Origin of the sequence: Pseudazoarcus pumilus (assembly GCF_002872475.1) — a bacterium.
Taxonomy (GTDB): Bacteria; Pseudomonadota; Gammaproteobacteria; order Burkholderiales; family Rhodocyclaceae; genus Pseudazoarcus; species Pseudazoarcus pumilus.
The window spans coordinates 2,366,403-2,383,814 of sequence record NZ_CP025682.1 but is presented as its reverse complement, the minus strand read 5'-3'; the positions used below and the strand labels follow the sequence as shown (position 1 = coordinate 2,383,814).

At 62.7% G+C, this 17,412-nt stretch carries 14 protein-coding genes; all 14 read right to left on the bottom strand.

Going from position 1 to position 17,412, the window contains the following annotated elements; genetic code table 11:
• Positions 1–9 precede the first annotated feature (9 nt).
• Positions 10–330 carry a flagellar protein FliT gene (locus C0099_RS11655; RefSeq protein WP_102247574.1) on the bottom strand — a complete coding sequence of 107 codons (321 nt, stop codon included), beginning with the start codon at positions 328–330 and terminating at the stop codon, positions 10–12.
• Positions 327–743: a flagellar export chaperone FliS gene (gene fliS, locus C0099_RS11650; RefSeq protein ID WP_102247573.1), complete on the bottom strand. Its 417-nt coding sequence runs from the start codon at positions 741–743 to the stop codon at positions 327–329. Before fliS ends, C0099_RS11655 begins: the two co-directional genes overlap by 4 nt.
• 18 nt (positions 744–761) lie before the next feature.
• Positions 762–2,168 carry a flagellar filament capping protein FliD gene (gene fliD, locus C0099_RS11645; RefSeq protein WP_102247572.1) on the bottom strand — a complete coding sequence of 469 codons (1,407 nt, stop codon included), beginning with the start codon at positions 2,166–2,168 and terminating at the stop codon, positions 762–764.
• Positions 2,169–2,190: 22 nt separating this feature from the next.
• Positions 2,191–2,568 carry a flagellar protein FlaG gene (locus tag C0099_RS11640; protein WP_164084911.1) on the bottom strand — a complete coding sequence of 126 codons (378 nt, stop codon included), beginning with the start codon at positions 2,566–2,568 and terminating at the stop codon, positions 2,191–2,193.
• Between the two features lie 76 nt (positions 2,569–2,644).
• Positions 2,645–4,285: a flagellin N-terminal helical domain-containing protein gene (locus C0099_RS11635; RefSeq protein WP_102247570.1), complete on the bottom strand. Its 1,641-nt coding sequence runs from the start codon at positions 4,283–4,285 to the stop codon at positions 2,645–2,647.
• A gap of 209 nt (positions 4,286–4,494) precedes the next feature.
• Positions 4,495–6,132: a flagellin N-terminal helical domain-containing protein gene (locus C0099_RS11630; protein WP_102247569.1), complete on the bottom strand. Its 1,638-nt coding sequence runs from the start codon at positions 6,130–6,132 to the stop codon at positions 4,495–4,497.
• 292 nt (positions 6,133–6,424) lie between these two features.
• Positions 6,425–9,865, bottom strand: a complete 3,441-nt coding sequence (locus tag C0099_RS11625; protein ID WP_164084910.1) for a glycosyltransferase — start codon at positions 9,863–9,865, stop codon at positions 6,425–6,427.
• Between the two features lie 24 nt (positions 9,866–9,889).
• A complete protein-coding gene (locus C0099_RS11620; RefSeq protein WP_102247567.1) occupies positions 9,890–11,155 on the bottom strand; it encodes a CDP-glycerol glycerophosphotransferase family protein in 1,266 nt (421 codons plus the stop codon).
• Between the two features lie 19 nt (positions 11,156–11,174).
• Positions 11,175–11,633, bottom strand: coding sequence for an adenylyltransferase/cytidyltransferase family protein (locus tag C0099_RS11615; RefSeq protein WP_102247566.1), 459 nt, complete (start codon positions 11,631–11,633; stop codon positions 11,175–11,177).
• Positions 11,630–12,616 carry an FkbM family methyltransferase gene (locus C0099_RS11610; RefSeq protein ID WP_102247565.1) on the bottom strand — a complete coding sequence of 329 codons (987 nt, stop codon included), beginning with the start codon at positions 12,614–12,616 and terminating at the stop codon, positions 11,630–11,632. Before C0099_RS11610 ends, C0099_RS11615 begins: the two co-directional genes overlap by 4 nt.
• The gene (locus C0099_RS11605; RefSeq protein WP_123785253.1) at positions 12,613–13,935 is read right to left on the bottom strand and encodes a glycosyltransferase; all 1,323 of its coding nucleotides are present in this window, start codon (positions 13,933–13,935) and stop codon (positions 12,613–12,615) included. Before C0099_RS11605 ends, C0099_RS11610 begins: the two co-directional genes overlap by 4 nt.
• Positions 13,932–14,882 (bottom strand): glycoside hydrolase family protein, encoded by a 951-nt coding sequence (locus C0099_RS15880; protein ID WP_123785252.1) that lies wholly within the window; start codon positions 14,880–14,882, stop codon positions 13,932–13,934. Before C0099_RS15880 ends, C0099_RS11605 begins: the two co-directional genes overlap by 4 nt.
• Positions 14,883–14,949: 67 nt before the next feature.
• Complete coding sequence (locus C0099_RS11595; RefSeq protein WP_102247562.1) at positions 14,950–16,227, bottom strand: ATP-grasp domain-containing protein; 1,278 nt, start codon at positions 16,225–16,227, stop codon at positions 14,950–14,952.
• Complete coding sequence (locus C0099_RS11590; RefSeq protein ID WP_102247561.1) at positions 16,224–17,342, bottom strand: DegT/DnrJ/EryC1/StrS family aminotransferase; 1,119 nt, start codon at positions 17,340–17,342, stop codon at positions 16,224–16,226. Before C0099_RS11590 ends, C0099_RS11595 begins: the two co-directional genes overlap by 4 nt.
• Positions 17,343–17,412: the final 70 nt, after the last annotated feature.

Below are 17,412 nucleotides of genomic sequence, written 5' to 3'. Positions count from 1 at the left end.
CCGCGTGAATCAGAATCGCGAGGCGCCGTAGGCCGCTCGAACGGCGCGGTCTCGCGATCCGTGTGCGAGCAGTTCGCGGGTCTCGTCCATCCACGGGCGTACCTGACGCAGGATGCGCTGCTGGTTGCTCAGCATGCGTTCGATCAGGCGGGCCTTGTAGAGCAAGGTCGCGTCGTCGTCGTGCTCCGAGCCGGCGTCGGCCGTGTCGCGTGCCTGCTTCATCTCGCGTTCGAGTTCGACCAGTCGGTCCCAGTCGCCGGCGTCGGCCGCGTCGAGCATGCGCTCGGACAGTTCTGCCATGCGTTGAAGGCAGTCGACGGATACGTTCATGAGCCGTCTCCCCGGTTGCCGGTGACCTCGGGTCCGATCGCCTGCCAGCTCTCGCGCAGGCCGCCGAGCAGTCTGAGTACCTCGTCCAGTGCCTCGCGGTCATTGTGCGCGTTGGCATGGATCAGGCGTTCGGTCATGTAGTCGTAGAGCGCCGACAGGCGCAGCGACAGCTCGCCACCGGCTTCATGGTCGAGACTGGCGTCGAGTCCGTTCGAGATGATCTCGATGGCCTTGGACAGCGATGCGCCCTTGGCCGCGACTTCCTTGCGTTCCATCGCCGCGCTCGCGGAGGTGATCGACATGATCGCGCCGTCGAAGAGCATCAGGATGAGCTGGTGGGGGTCGGCGGCCGAAACCCCGGTCTCGACCCCGACGCGGGAGTAGGCGGCAGCGCGGTTGGTCGTACCGAACATTCTGGGGCTCCTGTCGATTTAGTTGTTGCGGGAGATCGACGGCAGGCCGGCGAGCTGCTGCGTGAGGAAGGTGCTCGTCTGCTGCATGCTCGAGATCATCGAGTCGAGCGCCGTGAACTGCGCGCGGTAGCGTTGCTCGACCTGCTCGAGGCGGCGGGCGAGCGTTTCGCGCTGCCGGTCCAGGCCGCGGATGGAATCGTTGATGCCGCCCTGACGGCTCTCGAGCACACCGCCGCTGCCCAGATAGCCGTCGAGTCGCGCGGAAAGACTTGCGGCGAAGCCCTGTACGCCTTCGCTGCCGGCGAAGAAGCCGGCGATGTTGGCGTCCGGGTCGTTCAGGCGGGCGTCCAGCGTGGCGCTGTTGATCGTCAGTGAGCCGTCGCGCTGGAACGAAAGTCCGAGTTCCGACAGCGAGCCGATGCCCTCGCCGCCGCGCGTGACTGCGCCGAGCGCGCCGCGCAACTGGCCCAGCAGGCTGCGCGCCGTGGCGTCGCCCGTGAGCGCGGCCGAACGGCCGTTCTCGGCGTCGTAGGCGGTCAAGCCGCGCAGCGTCGTATTGACCTCGTTGTAGGCCTTGGCGAAGGCTTCGATGGCGACCTTGGCGCCAGCGCGGTCGTTCGCCACCGTCAGCGTGCCCTTGTCGTCGGTGGGGCCGAGCAGGTTGATCGTGACGCCTTCGATCGCGTTTGTGATGGTGTTGCTGTTGCGCGTCAGGGTGATTCCGTCGAGGCGCACGATGGCATCCTGCGCGGTTTCCAGGAAGGTCAGCGTGCTGCCCACCTCGTTGCTGGCGTCGTAGCTGAAATCGGTCAGTCCGCCGGTGCCTTCGAGCGTGAAGGCGGCGTCCGCACCTTCTCCGGTGCCGGAGATGACGAGTTGCTTGGCCGTGCCGTTGTCCACGACGCTGGCCCGCAGGTTCTCGCCGGAGTCATTGATGGCGTCGCGCAGGTCTTCCAGGGTGCTGCCCGCATCGAGATCGATGGTGACCGAGCTGCTCTGCGTGAAGCCGGTCGCAATGCCGCCGTTGTCGTAGGTGTAGCTGCCGAAATTGATCGTCAGGCTGCCTGCACCTACCGAGGGTTCGGTGGTGTCATTGGTGACGATGCGCTGGCCCTGGGCGATCTGTTCGATTTCGAACGAATAGCTGCCCTTGGCCGCCGACTTCTCGGCGGTGGCCGTGAAGGCGCTCGATTCGCTGCTGGTGGCACGCATCGCCGAGAAGCGATCGGCGTTGTTCAGTGCGTTGGTCGCGCTCTGCAAGGTGCTCAGCACCGACTTGACCTGGCCGAAGGCGGAGAGCTGCGCCTGATAGCTCGCCTCCTTGACGTTGAGCTGCTGCAGCGGTCGCTGTTCGACCGCCATGAGCTGCTCGAGGATCCCGTTGATGTCGAGTCCCGATCCGATACCGTTCGCTGTCAGCGCCATTGCGACGACCTCCGCCTGAAACTCAGGCTTCGCTGTTCAACAACAGTCCCTGAAGTTTATCCAGCGCCTTGGAAATTCTCACCATCTCCTCGGAAGGAATCTGGCGGATCACTTCATCGGTTTCCAGATCGACGATCTTGACGAGCATGCGCCCGCTGTCCTGTTCGAGCGAAAAGCTCAGTTCGCTGGCGATCGGTCGGATCGCGTTCTGGATCTCCTGCAGTGCGGCGCTGATCTCCTGGACGTTCGATGGGCTTTGGGCGGTGCCGCTGCCTTGGGCCGTGTTGCCGGTGCCGGCGGCAGAACTTGCCGGCGCGTTTTGTCGAGCACCTCCGACTCCCGTGCCCGGGAGCTGGGCCGTCGCATTCGCGGCGACCGTCGTTGCAGATTGAATGCTCATTTCACGCATCTCCAAAGCTGTGCGGCGCGGCTGCAATCTATGCCTCCGCGCCGCCTTCTGGGGTCAGATTACCCCGTTATGCGCGCAGGAGGCTCAGCACGTTCTGCGGCAGCGCGTTGGCTTGCGACAGCATGGCGATACCCGCCTGTTGCAAGATCTGTGCCCGGGTGAGGTTCGCCGTCTCTGCCGCGAAGTCCGCATCGCGAATCCGCGAGCGCGAGGCCGACAGGTTCTCGGACGTCGCCTGCAGGTTCGAGATGGTGCTCTCAAAGCGCGACTGCAGGGCGCCGTAGCGGGCGCGCTGGGCATTGACCGCCGACAGGGCCGAATCCACCAGAGCGAGCGTACGCGTTGCGGCCTCGGCCGTCGAGACGTCGACCTTGTCGACTTCCTGCAGTTCCGCGCCAAAGGTTCCAGCGGCCGTCGTGATGTCGGTGTTGGCCGTCTTCAGCGTGAAGGAACGGTCGGAGTCGAGAATCACCTGACCGGTGACCCAGGCACCGCTGCCCGCAGTCCAGGCGTTCAGATTGCCGGCCGCCGACAGCGTCTCGGCGAGTGTGCTGTCGTTGGTGGTGTCATCGCCGTCGAGCGCCGCGATGTCCTCGAGGATGACATCGTTGCCGCTCTCCGAGTCATTGACGATGCGCAGATCCTTGCCCGATTCGTTGGTCAGCCGCAGGCCATACTGGCCAGCGTCAGTTTCGACGATCTCGGCCGAGAAGCCCGTCTTGCCGGCGACGTCGTTGAAGGCCTGCACGGCGGCGTTGAGCTGGCTCGCCTGGTTGGCGGCCGAACCCGAAGCAGTGCCACCGATCGAGAACGACACCGTCGTCCACGAATCCGGGCTCGAGCCATTGTCGGTTTCGGTGGCGAGCAGGAAGGTGTAGCTGGTGTCCTGCTGGAAGCCGGCCGCACCCGCTGCCGCATCGTCGGCGCCGAGCACCACCTGGGTGATGCCGGTGGCGCGCACGCCGGTTTCGGCCTGGTTGATCTTGGCGGCGATCTGCTCGGCGCTGGAGCCGGCCTCGTAGGTGATGTCCTTGGAGCCCAGGGCGCTTTGCAGCGTGATCGTGTCACCGGCGATCACCGAGTTGTCGGCATCGGTGCCGACCTGCGCGAGCTGACCGTTGGCCGTCGAGCCGACCACCAGGTCGCCCACGCCGTTGGGCGTTTGGGAGGAGGTGGCCAGGCCGCCGATGCGGTAGTTACCGTAGGCGTTGGTCTGGAAGTTGCCGGAGGTGGCCGTGATGGTCTGGTTGGCGTTGGCGCCGACCTGGAAGCTGGCCGACGTGAACGAGCCGTCGAGCAGTTTCTGACCGTTGAACTCGGTGTTGGTCGAAATGCGCTGCAATTCCTGCGTGAGCTGCTGCACTTCGGCGTTCAGCGCGGCGCGGTCACCCGAGGAGTTGGTGGCGTTGGCCGACTGAACGGCCAGCTCACGAATCCGCTGCAGGATGTCGCCGGAGGACTGCAGGGCGCTCTCGGCGGTCTGCGCGAGGGAGATGCCGTCGTTGGCGTTGCGGCGCGCCTGATCGAGGCCGCGAATCTGGGTGGTGAAGCGCTCCGAGATCGCGAGGCCGGCGGCGTCGTCCTTGGCGCTGTTGATGCGCAGACCGGAGGACAGGCGCTGCAGCGAGGTCGCGAGCGAATTCGCCGAGTTGTTGAGGTTGCGCTGCGCGGTCAGCGAGGCGATGTTGCTGTTGATGATCTGTGCCATGGTGTTCTCCTGGATTCAATGGCTCGAAGGCTGTCAAGGGCGCCGCGCAGTCCAGAAGGAGGCTCTGGGATCGAGTCTTTGGCGCTCTTGAATCCATTAACGGAAAATTGGCGGAGAACTTTAGGCCTGTTCGACGTTTTGACATGCAAACGGGGCCCCGGTCGGGACCCCGTTTCATATACCCGGCGCGTTGCCGGATCGAGTCGCCTTCAACCTTGCAGCAACTGTAGCACGCGCTGCGGGATCTGGTTGGCCTGCGCGAGCATCGCCGTGCCGGCCTGCTGCAGGATCTGCGCCCGTGTCAGGTTGGCGGTCTCGGCGGCGAAGTCCGCGTCGCGAATACGCGAGCGCGAGGCCGACAGGTTCTCGGAGGTGCTCTGCAGGTTCGAGATGGTGTTCTCGAAGCGCGACTGCAAGGCGCCGTAGCGGGCGCGCTGGCCGGACACCGCGGCGATCGCCGAATCCACCATGGCCAGCGTGCGGTTGGCCGCCTCGACGGTGCTCACATCCAGATTCTCGACCGTCTGCAGCTGCCCGCCGACCGTGCCGGCTGCGGTCAGAAAGTCGTCGTTGCCGGCGGTGACCGAGAACGAGCGGTCGGAATCCAGGATGACCTGCCCGGTGACCCACGCCCCGCTTGTATCGGTCCAAGCGCCGGTATTACCGGCAGCGGTCAGCGTCTCGGCGAGCGTGCTGTCGTTGCCGTCATCGCCGTCTATCGCTGCGAGGTCTTCGAGGGCAATGTCGTTGCCCGTTTCGGAGTCGTTGACGATACGCAAGTCTTTGCCCGACTCGCTGGTGAGCTGGATGCCGAACTGACCGCCGTCGGTCTCGACGATCTTGGCGGTGAAGCCGGTGCGGCCCGAGACGTCGTTGAAGGCCTGCACCGCGGCGCTCAGCTGGCTCGACGTGGTCACCGCGGAACCGGCGGCATTGCCGCCGATCGAGAACGACACCGTGGTCCACGAATCGGGGTCGGCGCCACTGGTGGTTTCGGTGGCCATCAGGAAGGTGTAGCTGGTGTCCTGGAGGAACCCATCAGTGCCGCCGTTGGCATCGTCCGCGCCGAGCACGAAGGAAGTCAGTGCGGACGCGCGCACGCCGGTCTCGGCCTGGTTGATCTTGGCGGCGATGTCCTCTGCGCTGGAAGCTGGGGCGTAGGTGATGTCCTTGGAGCCCAGACTGCTCGACACGGTGATGGTGTCACCGGCGATGCCCGAGGTATTTCCGTTTGTAGTGGCCGTGGTCATTTGCGCGTCTGCCGAGGAGCCGACGACCAGATCGCCGACGCCGTTGGGCGTGTTCGACGAGGTCGCCAGGCCGCCGATACGGTAGTTGCCGTAGGCGTTGGTCTGGAAGTTGCCGGACGTTGCCGTGATGGTCTGGTTGGCGTTGGCGCCGACCTGGAAGCTGGCCGACGTGAACGAGCCGTCGAGCAGCTTCTGTCCGTTGAATTCGGTGGTCGTGGCGATGCGCTGCAACTCCTGCGTGAGCTGTTGCACTTCGGAGTTCAGCGCGGCGCGGTCACCCGAGGAGTTGGTGGCGTTGGCCGACTGCACGGCCAGTTCGCGGATACGCTGCAGGATGTCGCCGGAGGACTGCAGCGCGCTCTCGGCGGTCTGGGCGAGCGAGATGCCGTCGTTGGCGTTGCGGCGCGCCTGATCGAGACCGCGAATCTGGGTGGTGAAGCGCTCCGAGATCGCGAGGCCGGCGGCGTCGTCCTTGGCGCTGTTGATGCGCAGGCCCGACGACAGGCGCTGCAGCGAGGTCGCCAGCGAACCCGCAGAGGTGTTCAGATTGCGTTGCGCGTTGAGCGACGCAATATTGGTGTTGATGACCTGTGACATGCTGCATCTCCTTCGATTGGTTCGGAGGTTGCTAGGGTCGGCTGGATGTGGGAGTAGCTGATTCCGACCTCCGCGCCTGTGTCCCCATCAAAGCGAGATGCGTGCCAGTTTTGGTTGGTTCGCCAAATCAATGAGTTGGCGTGGTTGGTTGGTTGTGTCAGGAAAAATCTGCCGGGGTTTGCCGCCCGGGTGGCGGCAATTGCCGCCGAGCGTCCTGCCGCGGATCGTGCGACGGGGGAAAAAAGAATGGCGCGGCTCGAGCCGCGCCATCGGCACGTGAAGTCGGATCGTGTCAGCCGCGCCAGGCGTCGATCCAGTCGGGCAGAAAGCGATCGACCGTCCACCCGGCGAGCACCGCTTCGCGCAAGCGCGCACCGTCCGTCGCGAGGGCGTGCCGCTCGCCGGTACGCTCACGGATCGCCGCAATCCACGCTTGCGGACGGTTATCGACCAGCGTGACCGGCAGACCGCAGCGATAGGGGAGCTGATCGCTGGCGATGACCGGGATGCCCAGCGCGCCGTATTCGAGCAGACGCAGGTTGCTCTTGCATTCGTTGAAGGCGTTGGCCTCCAGCGGTGCGATGGCCAGATCGAGCCCGAGCGCAGCGAGCTTGTCCGGATACTCGGCAAACGGCACGCTATGGTGGAACTCGGTCAGGTGTGGCTGCATGTCCTGCAGGCACATGCCGAGGAACACCCATTCGACTTCGTCGGCAAGCGCTTCCACGACCTTGCGGATCAGCGCCAGATCGCCGGCGTGGCTCACCCCGCCTGCCCAGCCCACGCGCAGCTTCCCGGCGCGCGAACCGGGTTCGTGCGTTGGTTTCCACAACGCCGGATCGATGCCGTTGGGTACCACGCGCAGGTCGTTGTGCCAGCTGCGCAGGCGCTCGGCCAGCGGGGCGGTGGAGGTGGTGATGCAGTCGGACAACTCGCATGCGCGACGCATGCGCCGCTCGATGTCGGGCCACACCTGCGCGGCGTGGTGGCTGTGCCTGGGCACTTCGGTGAGCAGGTCGTCGAAGTCCATGACGATGCGCAGGCCAGGCAGTAGTTCTCGCAGTTCGGTCAGTGCCTTCAAGTGATTGTCGTCGACCTGACGTTGCGAGAACAGGGTGTCGATGCCCAGGCGCACGAAATGAACCGGAATCGGATAACCGCGAGCGAGTCGGGCGGCGGCGGCTCGTTCGCGCGCTGCATGCCCGGCCGGCGAGGCGACGCGATAGTGACCCGAACCGCTGTCGTCGGCAGGCAGTGCGAGTACGCGCGGTCCGGGCGGTGAGAGAACGGGGAAGGGCTGCAGTTCCGGTTCCTGTTCAGCGTGCCAGTGCCTCGACGCCAAGGACAGGTTGATGTTGTAGTGCGGATCTGTGCCCAACTGCCCGATCCACGTGCGTACGAAGCGAGCACGCGCTGCCTCGAAGGCTCGGCCCGCCTGGGCTGCAACTTCTGTCTGCGTGAAACAGGCCTTCAGCGTCCGTCCCGCCTCGTGCATCAGCGTGACCGATGGCGTCCATACGCAACGTGCGCCTGCCTTTGCTGCGCGCAAGCACAGGTCGAAATCGCCGAAACCGATATCGTAGGCTTCGTCCATTCCACCCAAGGCGGCGAACAGGTCCTCGCGAATCATCAGGGCCGCCCCGGTGACTGCCGAGACCTCTCGTGTGTGGGCGAGCAATCCGAGTGGACCGGGTTCATCCATCGCCGTGCCGACCCAGGCGATATCCGCGGCGCCACTCAGGCCGAGGGTGACCCCAGCATGCTGTATGCGCCCGTCGGGAAACACAAGGCGCGGCGACACGATGCCCACGGCCGGATCGTCGAACAGCGCGAGCAGTCGGGGAAGCCAGTCCGGTTGCAGGATTGCCGTGTCGTTGTTGAGCAGCAGGAGGAAGCGACCGCGGGCCACTGCCGCGGCACGGTTGATCAGCACACTGAAGTTGAAAGGGCCGTTTTCGGCCAGAACGCGAATGCGCCGGGGGGCCGCGGCGGGTAACTCGGCGAGAAAGTGCGACGCGGATGGGTCTTGAGTCTCGTGGGCGACGATCACGATTTCGAACGATAGGTCACCGGAGTTCTCGAGAATCGATGTGAGGCAGCGCTGCAGGGCCGGCAACTGGTCGCGCGAGGGGATCAGGATCGAGATCAGGGGTGTTTCGGCATCCTGCGCGCAAGGGCGCGATGGGAGCGGCAACAGCAACTCGGGATGTCCCTGCGGGATGTCCCGGTGCTTGACCCAGGGCTCGGCCGCGTGGGCACCGGAATCGCCATTGCCTGCTTGCAGCAGAAGGTAAGGGAGGGCTTGACGCCAGTTGTCTGCGTTCAGTCCTTCACCATCGACAAGTACTCCCTCCAGCATCTCAGGCCGCACTGCAAGCAGACCAACCATGGCGAATCCAGAGCGAAGCAACTGGGGGTCCAGGTCGGGCGGATACAGCGCCGTCTCCATGCCGCGGGTGGTCGCCACCCTGGCATCGGAATACACCCACTGCAGTTCTGGCCGGCTTCCGCACAGGTAGGCAGCACTGGCGAGCGCATTCCTGTGGAGGGTGTCGCCGTCGTCGATCAGTACGATCCAGCTTTCCTCCTGTGTGCGGGAGGTGCCGCAGACTGCCTGCAGACGCCGCTGCAGTGGCGACCCGATGCCGTCGACGCGAAGAACGTCGTCGGCGGGTCGAGATTGTTTGTCGAGACTCTCGAGGGTTGCTGCATTGGTGGCATCGCCTTTGCCGATGACAACGAGCGTCAGATGGACGTGGCGATCCGTGCGGTAGGCCATGGCTTCGATCGACGGGATGTCGTCGATCGACGTTGGCAGGCCCGTCGCTTCGCTCCCTTGTGGCTGCGGTGCCGCGTCGGCTGCGGCTTGGGTTCTTGCAACGAAAGCCTTCAATTCCTCGAGCGTGTGTGCTTGCAAGCGCGCCAGGGCTGCACGGAATGACGGCAGGCCGGCTCGGGCCGATTCGATTGCGTCAGCGTCATCGCTCAGCGCATAGCCGCGCCCCCCGTAGGGAGAGAGTGTCTGCTCGGAGAATCCCAGGCGGGGGTAGTCGGGATGCGTCATCGCCACGATGGGGCAGCCGCACAGCATTGCGAGCGTGCACGTAGTCGAGCTCTCGAAGGAATAGAGTACCGTCGCACCCTGCAGCCGGGCTGCCAGTTCTGGAAGCGACAGCGGCGTGCGGTTGGACAGCACTTCGATGTCCCGCGGCAGCTGCGACCAGTCGATCGAACTCGCGGGAATCCGATTCAGATACAGCAAAGGCCCCGTCTTCCTGCGTTCAGGGTCCGGCTTGAACAGATCCAGGTCGTGGGTGTTAAGCCGCAGATAATCGTAAGTGCCCTGCGGGTCGGGCACGAATGCGCGCGAATAGTAGAAGAACAGGTCGTTCGGCCCGGCATGCATCGAATTTCCGTTGATGACGCCTTCCTTGTTCAGCATGTAGCGCACGCATACGCTTGAATTCAGTGGGTTGCCGGAAACGATTTCCGGGTAGACCGCGATCGGCACGCGCATCTCCCGAGCATGTCGTGCCGAGACCGACGCGCTGAGCGGTGGCGTTTTGAGTCGGGCATCGAACGATTGCGCGCCGATCACATAGGCCTCTTCTCCGCACGAGTTCAACATATGACAAAGATGGTGCATGACCCGGACGCCTGCCGAACTGTCGCGGTAATCGGGTGCGACGATGTAGTAGGGGTGGCGTTGCGAGGCAGGGTTACCAAGGGTCATGTCAGGGTCCGGGCGTGTCGCCATTCATTTACGTGATTCCGCGAGACAGGAGCGTACTCGTTGCGCGACTCGGCTCGAGTTGTCGGTGTCGTGGTGCTTGAAGAACAGTTTGCGTGCGGTTTCCTGTTCCCTTTCAATTTCGTCGACGCCCATGCCCAGGCGCGTAGCGATGGCCGGCAGCAACGCGTCGAAACGCTCGACCACCGGCCCCGGAAATGCCAGCCGCAGGTCGTAGAGCAGACCGTCCTCGTGCGCCATGTAATGTTCGATGTCATAACCGAAGCAGACGACCGGTTTCCCCAGATACAGTGCTTCGATATAGACGCTCGAATAGTCTGTCACGAGCACGTCGCATTCGCGCGCCAGGGCGGAAAACTCCGGTACGCGTTCCTGTGAGACGTCGATGATCCATTCGCCGTCCACATGTTGGCCCAGGTTGAAGTACTCGCTGCTGTTGCGGAAATAGTGCGGGCGGTAGCCCAGCACGGCGCGGTTCTCCCTCAGAAAGGCTCGGAGCTGCGTGATCTCCGCGTCTGAAAATTGGTAGTAGCGCGCGCCGGGGCTGATGGCGGTTTGCCGGTAGGTTGGCGCATAGACGATCAGTCTGCGATCGCCTCGTAACGTGCGAACGACATGCAGGCTGTCGCGAACGTAGCGCGGCAGACAGTCTTCGTCGAGCGTCAGGAAATCGTTGCGTGGCAAGCCCGTGACCCACACCTGGCGGTAGTTCAGCGGGTAGAACATGGCGGCCATCGCATAGCTGTCGATATCCGATGATGCGATCAGACCGGCGTACCCTCGTCGCTCACGCGTACGGTAGGCGATGCGGTCGGTGTGACGAAAGGCGGCTTCGTTGGCAGCGTAGAGCAGGCGCTTGAGCGGGATGCCGTGCCACAGGTTGACGATCACCCGCCCGCGCGCACTTAGCGCCAGAATGTCGAAACTACCGTCCGGCCAGCGCAACGAGAAATCCATCGAGATCGAGTGGGTCAGGAACACGACCTTGCAGCGCGCCAGCAACAACAGCCCGCGTAGCGAGCCATGCCGGACGACGTCGTAGTTCACGGCACCTTCGACCTCGAAGTCGGTTTCTCGCCCGCGGTGGAAAACCAGCTTGCGGACCGAGTCGTCGCCCTTGATGTGCTCGAAGAGCGCACGTTGATTTTCGATGAACCGCTCGCTATGCAGGTGGTGCGTGGCGAAGGCCCAAAAATCCGGGCGCTTCGGCATGAGCCTGTCGAATAGCCGCCAGAGAGGGTGGAGCAGCAGGAATAGCAGGCGTCGCGTCATCGGCAGGTCGGAGTGCGAATCAGTCGAATCGCTCGACGATTGACGAAATCAGGTCCAGCGCCTGTTTGAGCTCGCGCACGTGCGTCTGGTCGAGCACCTTGAGGGTGTTGCGGATGTGCGTGCTCGATACGCCCTCCGTGCGAGGCAGATAGATCACTTCGCAATGTGTCCGCAGATCGTCGAAGCGCCCTTCCCAGTCGTTGCCCATGCCGAACACGCTGACCCCGTGTTCGCGGATGTCGGCGACTTTCTGCTCCCAGCAGGTTTCCGGAATTGCGAGGTCTACGCAGCGCAGCGCGCGCACGATTTCGATGCGGTCGGAAAACGGCAGTACCGTCGTCTTGCCCTTCTCGCGGTTGAATTCATCGGTCGATACCCCGACGACCAGGCGCTCGCCAAGCCCCCGTAGGCGTTCGAGCAGGCGAAGGTGGCCAATATGGAAGAGATCGAAGGTGCCGTAGGTCAGGACGGTTTTCATTCGGATGGCCTGTCTTCAACGGATGCAAACAGCACCGCTTCCCAGCCATTGCGCAGTTCGACCCATTTGAAGCCGAAGCGGTAAGGCACGCCGGTCGAGTGAATGATTTGCGGGATTTCGATCATGTCATCCCACAGGTGATAGATGCAGATGGCCAGCCGCGGACGGTCCCGGCGAATGGTCTCCAGCGCGCCGCGCAGCGCCATGCGTTCAGCCCCTTCGATGTCCATCTTGATGAGGTCGACTCGTTCGATCCCCGCCTGGCGCACGTAGTCATCGAGGGTAATGGTTTGCACCGGCTTGCCGTCGGCATCTCCGAAGATCGACGTCGCGCCCTGTACCGCAGTGGCCTTGATGTGGACATGGCTGCCACTGACGTCGCTCAAGGCGAGCGCGCATGTCGTCACGCACTCTGCGATCTTGTTGGCGTCGAGGTTGTGGGCGAGCAGTTCGAGGTTCTCGTCAAGCACCTCGAACGCGTGGATGTGGCAATCGCCGTTGGTGATCTGATGAAAGAGCAAGGCGGTATCGCCGACGAATGCCCCGGCATCGATGATGGTGTCGCCCGGCTCGACGCCATAGTCGTCGTGCCGGTACTGGTCGAACAGAAAATCGTGAATGCCGAGCATCCACGGATAGGTCAGCAACTCGCCGCGATAGCCTTGTGGTTGCAGGTCAAGTGCCTTGTACGGACGTCCGTCGAGCGTGCGCGTGGGATAGGCGTGCGAGCGGATGCGCTCGACGTGGGATGCGTACCACGCAAATTCGTCCGGCGTTACGCGATCGATTCCACCCCAGCGCTTGACGAACCATACGACGAAGCGATTGCGGTCCGCCTCGGGGAGTCGTTCGTACAACTGTGCAGATATCGCGTCGAAATGGGCCGCGAAGCGCTGCTTCATGCGCTGCAGCCGGGCATGTTCGTCGGGCGTGCCGGAGGCGACCTGCGCGTCCAGGCCCTCTTCGATCAGGCTGGCCGTCATGGGTTGGTGATCTCCGCTGGGATCGGGGTGTCATCGACAATGCGCAGCGCGCCGTCGAACAGATAGTGGATGCGTTCGACCGGGATGCCCGCTGCCGTGGTCAGCTCTGTGATGGTGCGGCGATTGGCCGCGATGGTGCTCACGACAAGGTCGCAATCGGAATGCGCTCGAAGCGCATCGGTGCCGACGATGGGCTTGCCCTGGAGCCGCTCGCCTACACGGCGATGGTCGCGGTCGATGATCGCGGCGATCTTGTCCGCGGGGACATGACGCAGGACCCGCTCGCAACCGGAGGCGCAGCCGAAGATCACGTATCGAGCGGGCCGCATGGAAAGCATGTCGAGCGTGGCCTGAATGGCCTCCTGGCAAGCCTCGTTCAAAGGTTCTAGCGGTGCCACACCAGGCAGTGCACGAAGCGACGGTTTGGCGTTAAAGAGCCATAAGAGGCGCTGAAGGGTCAATGCGTTAAATTCATGGTGGTAGACGTAGGCTGTCAAGGCGTTGAGTTCCACGTAGGACCGCATCATCGCTAGCTCATGCCGCGCTTTGAAGGTGGGGTCTGCACCCGCACGGCGGGTCCAAGACTGCGCCGTCCTGAAGCGGTACACCGACATTGGCCGGTTAATGTACAAAGCCCCTTCGGGCAGTGCGCCGAAGAACTGAAAATATAAATCCCCGACTGTGAGGTAGGGGCGGGTCTGAAGGAAAGCCAGAAAGTGCTTCTTCGCCGACTGTCGGATCATGCACGAAGCGAATGGTACCCAGCCGCGCACTCGGTGCAGAATGTCAATGAAAGGTATGATTCCATCCTGCTGGGCGTAATCGCCGAAGACCTTGTCTGGATCGTCCCAATCTTCACAATTCACGCGCAGGGCCGAGTGAAACGATAGGTTGATTTGTGGATTTTGCTGTAGCCCGTCCACCTGTAGCTGTAGTTTCTCCTGGTCAAGCCAATAGTCATCTCCTTCGCACATCGCGACGAACGGAAGTCTCGCTCTGGGGTAGTTGAAATGTACGGACGGATAGATGCCCTGTGAATGCTGGTTCTTCGTCTGTAAAATTGGCTGGATAATCCGAGGGTAACGCGCAGCATAGTCCTTGATGATCGCTGCGGTATCGTCTTGAGAAGCATCGTCGTGGACGAGAATCTCAAAACCGAAGTCAGTTTTTTGGTTGAGGATTGAGTTCAGGGAGCTGCGAATGTAGGACGCATGGTTGTATGCCAGCATACACACGCTGACCATTGGCGGATTTTCTGCGCGCCAGCTCGCCATTATTTCTTCTTCCGGAGGTGGGTCCGCAAGAATTGGAAGGCTCACGATGCGCTCCCCTCCTCGTGCAGCCGCTCGGCTATTCCGAAGCCACTCCTACCGAACTGATTGCCGTTGTAGATCAGCAGTTCCCGGCCGAACAGCTCGAAATGGTAGGGGTAGGCAATGCCCTCGCTGTCCCAGCCATCGGCCGACGGATCAAGGCCGGTCTCGCTATCGTGTCGCTGCCACATGATGCCGTCGCTCGAGCGGGCGTAGCCCGCCCGGTAGCCCTGGTCGGCTTCGACCCGAAAGCCTGCCATACTGCGGCGACTGAACAACATGTGGTAGAGACCGTCGCGCCACCAAACGGACGGACGGGCGCAGACCTCGAAGTCGTGTTCCGGCCGGATTACCTGCAGGTTGTCGCGGTGCCACTCGATGCCGTCATGCGATGTGGCGTACTTGATCTGGTAGTCGATTTCCGGCTTCCCATCGATGACTTTCCATTCGTTGCCGCAGGTGTAGTAGCACTTCCAGTGATTGCCTTCACGGAATACTTCGGCGGCGCCGACGTAATACGGTTCGTTCCGCGTGCGGTCGAGTACCGGTCCCTCGAACATGCGGCGGAAGGAGTATCCGCCGTCCTCGCTGATTGCGACGCCCACTGCGTTGCGCATATGTACCGTCGTGCTCGTGTTGACCCCGATGTAGTACATCCGCACAACGTCCCCGTCGCGCACCACTGAGCAGACGTTTGCGCCGCTGTCGTCGAATGCCCCAATCCTGCCCAGGTCGATGACCGGCCGGTCGTGTACATAGCGGACCGATCGCAGGTCGCGCGAATCTAGGTCAACGAAAGTCGTGCGGGTCCGGTTGTACTCGTCGCGCGTGCCGAAATAAACACGAAGAGTCCGATCGTCCACCATCAAGGGCGTTGGTTTGTGGCAATGAGTAATGTCGAATCCATGGCGTCCGGTGACGTTGTAGATCAGGCCGAGTTTTGTCCAATTCACGTTGGCGAAATCTCTCGTTTAACGGGATTGATCGGAGCGTTTCTTTGTTTTGCTATCGTGATGAGGGTCATAGTAGGCATTCGATCATGTCTGGAGAGAAGGTAGGGATCTTATGGAGTCTGGCGACTTGCGTACGTTCTCTATGTGAGTCATCGATGAAAATAGCGGCGTCGGCGACAATGTGGTCGGCTTTCGTGCTGCCGTCGCGGACGTGCACGACCTCGTCGAACAGTTCGCCTAGGCGGAGACGGTGCAGCGTTGTGATGGGGTCGTCGGCATGGCGCGTAAGCAGGGTGATGCGCTTGCCCTCCGAAATCGCCTTGTAGAGAAAGCCCACCAGTTGATGGTTGATCCGATCGCCAAGCAGCAGGCAGTCGTCGAGATCGACATAGACATGCTCGAACTCGATTTCGATTCTGAAGCGATTATCCAACGCTCGGCTGAGTTCGATCGGGTAGTGGTTGGGGGTAATCTCGACATCGCGGTCGAAGGCGTCGAAGGCGCTTAGCAGCGCGAAGTTCACGCCGCGACAGCGGAACAGGGCCGATGAGCCGCCTAGGCGCGCGGCGACTTCCAGTAGTTTGGGTTTGCCAGCGGCGTCGCGTCGTGCTTGGAAGAACCATGCGCCACGTGGCGTCAGCACCTCGTTGATGGTTCGAGCCCAGCACTCGAATTCTTCGGCAAAGTCATCGCGGGGAGCGGTATTGACGCTGATGCCGTTGACCACTCGGATGCGCTGGCGGACGCCATGAAAGCGCAGTTTGCCGTGGCGGTCGGAAAAGCAGTCAATGGTCCATTCGCGGCCGGGGAGGTATTCGAGCAGCAGCATCGAGCCGGGCGCAAAGCCGGAAAGAAATGCCTGGGCTGCATCGCGCGTGGATGCCCGGCAGGTATTTCGCGAGCCGTAGCCGCGATCCGGCTTGATGAAAATCGGGTAGTGCTCGATCTCATCGATCGAAGCGTAGCGCTTTGGCACTGCAATGTGCGGCTCGAGCAAATCGTACGTGGCGCTCTTCGAGGCACAGATGGCAGTCGCGCGGGGGCCGCTGCCGATGACGCGGATACCAGTCTCCGCGGCGAGGTTCTGCACGATCTCTGCGACGGAATCCATGGTCGGATAGATTGCGTCGATGCGATATTGGCTCGCGACCGCAATGATGGCCTGTGCAAACCGTGCATCGCTGGCCAGCGGCAGGCCGCCCACATATTCGTCGTAGACGAAGCGTCCATGGTCGTTGACGCTCGAGGCGCCGACCAATTCGAAATGCGTCGAGTAGCGGAGCGATCGGTGGATCTCCAGGCCGATCTCGGATCCGCAAGGAAAAACCAGCACGCGCTTCTTCATCGGCTCGATCGCAGTACGACGTCGATCACGCGCTGCTGTTCGGAGGCATCCAGCGAAGGGTAGATCGGCAGGCAGATCACCTGTTCTGCCAGGCGGTTGGCGTTGGCAAGGCGATCCGGCGTTGCGCTGGGCAGGCTGCGGTACATGGGGAACGAACTGATCAGCGGGTAAAAGTATCGTCGGGCGTGAATATTCGCTGATTTCAACTGTTCGAAAAGTGCGTCGCGGCTTGCGCCATGCTCGGCGTGAACAAAGAGCGGACAGTAGGCATGGTTCCAGTCCACCGTGTCCGGTACCGTTTGCAGATGCAGTGTAGGAATGGCGTCGAATGCATCGCGGTAGCGCTCGAAGATCGCCGCGCGAGCGCTCAGCACTGTGTCAATGTGTTTGAGTTGCAACAGGCCGATCGCCGCGCCGAACTCGTTCATCTTGCCGTTGATGCCCGGCGCGACCACCGTGATCTCGTCGGCGAAGCCGAAGTTCTTCAGATAGTCGATGCGCTGCTTGATCTTCGCGTCCGGGCAGATGATCGCTCCGCCCTCGAAGGTGTTGAACACCTTGGTGGCATGGAAACTCAGAACGGACAGATCGCCGTGGCGCAGGATGCTCTCGCCGCCCTGGCGGACACCGAAGGCGTGCGCGGCGTCGTAGATGACCTTCAGCCCGTAGGTATCGGCAATATGTTCGATACGCTCAACATCGCACGGGATGCCGTAGCAGTGCACCGGCAGGATCGCCGTGGTGGCCGGAGTGATGGCTTCTTCGATGCGCTCGGGGTCGAGGTTGCAGGTGGTTGGGTCGACGTCGACGAACACCGGCTTGATGCCGTTCCAGAGCAGTGAGTGGGAGGTGGCGGCGAAAGTGTAGGGTGTTGTGATGACTTCGCCGCTGATGCGCAGCGCCTGCATCGCCGTGACCAGCGCCAGGGTGCCGTTCGCGAACAGGCTCAGGTGCTCCACCCCCAGATACTCCGCCAACGCCAACTCAAGCTGCTGATGGAAGGGGCCGCCGTTGGTCAGGCGCTTGCTGGCCCAGATGCGCTCCAGATACGGCAGGAACTCATCCAGCGGCGGCAGGTGCGGTTCCGTGACGAAGATTGGAGGCGGCTGGCTCATGGCGAGGGCTGCGACGCGCGCAGTGTTCGGATTGGCTTCGACAGTCTATAGCCGACGCGCTGGCACAAAA

Coding starts and splice junctions, on each gene's coding strand:
- C0099_RS11625 (WP_164084910.1), bottom strand. CDS start 9,865: ATGACCCTTGGTAACCCTGCCTCGCAACGCCACCCCTACTACATCGTC.
- C0099_RS11655 (WP_102247574.1), bottom strand. CDS start 330: ATGAACGTATCCGTCGACTGCCTTCAACGCATGGCAGAACTGTCCGAG.
- C0099_RS11610 (WP_102247565.1), bottom strand. CDS start 12,616: ATGACGGCCAGCCTGATCGAAGAGGGCCTGGACGCGCAGGTCGCCTCC.
- C0099_RS11640 (WP_164084911.1), bottom strand. CDS start 2,568: ATGAGCATTCAATCTGCAACGACGGTCGCCGCGAATGCGACGGCCCAG.
- C0099_RS11590 (WP_102247561.1), bottom strand. CDS start 17,342: ATGAGCCAGCCGCCTCCAATCTTCGTCACGGAACCGCACCTGCCGCCG.
- C0099_RS11595 (WP_102247562.1), bottom strand. CDS start 16,227: ATGAAGAAGCGCGTGCTGGTTTTTCCTTGCGGATCCGAGATCGGCCTG.
- C0099_RS11620 (WP_102247567.1), bottom strand. CDS start 11,155: ATGACGCGACGCCTGCTATTCCTGCTGCTCCACCCTCTCTGGCGGCTA.
- C0099_RS11615 (WP_102247566.1), bottom strand. CDS start 11,633: ATGAAAACCGTCCTGACCTACGGCACCTTCGATCTCTTCCATATTGGC.
- fliD (WP_102247572.1), bottom strand. CDS start 2,168: ATGGCGCTGACAGCGAACGGTATCGGATCGGGACTCGACATCAACGGG.
- fliS (WP_102247573.1), bottom strand. CDS start 743: ATGTTCGGTACGACCAACCGCGCTGCCGCCTACTCCCGCGTCGGGGTC.
- C0099_RS11630 (WP_102247569.1), bottom strand. CDS start 6,132: ATGTCACAGGTCATCAACACCAATATTGCGTCGCTCAACGCGCAACGC.
- C0099_RS11635 (WP_102247570.1), bottom strand. CDS start 4,285: ATGGCACAGATCATCAACAGCAACATCGCCTCGCTGACCGCGCAGCGC.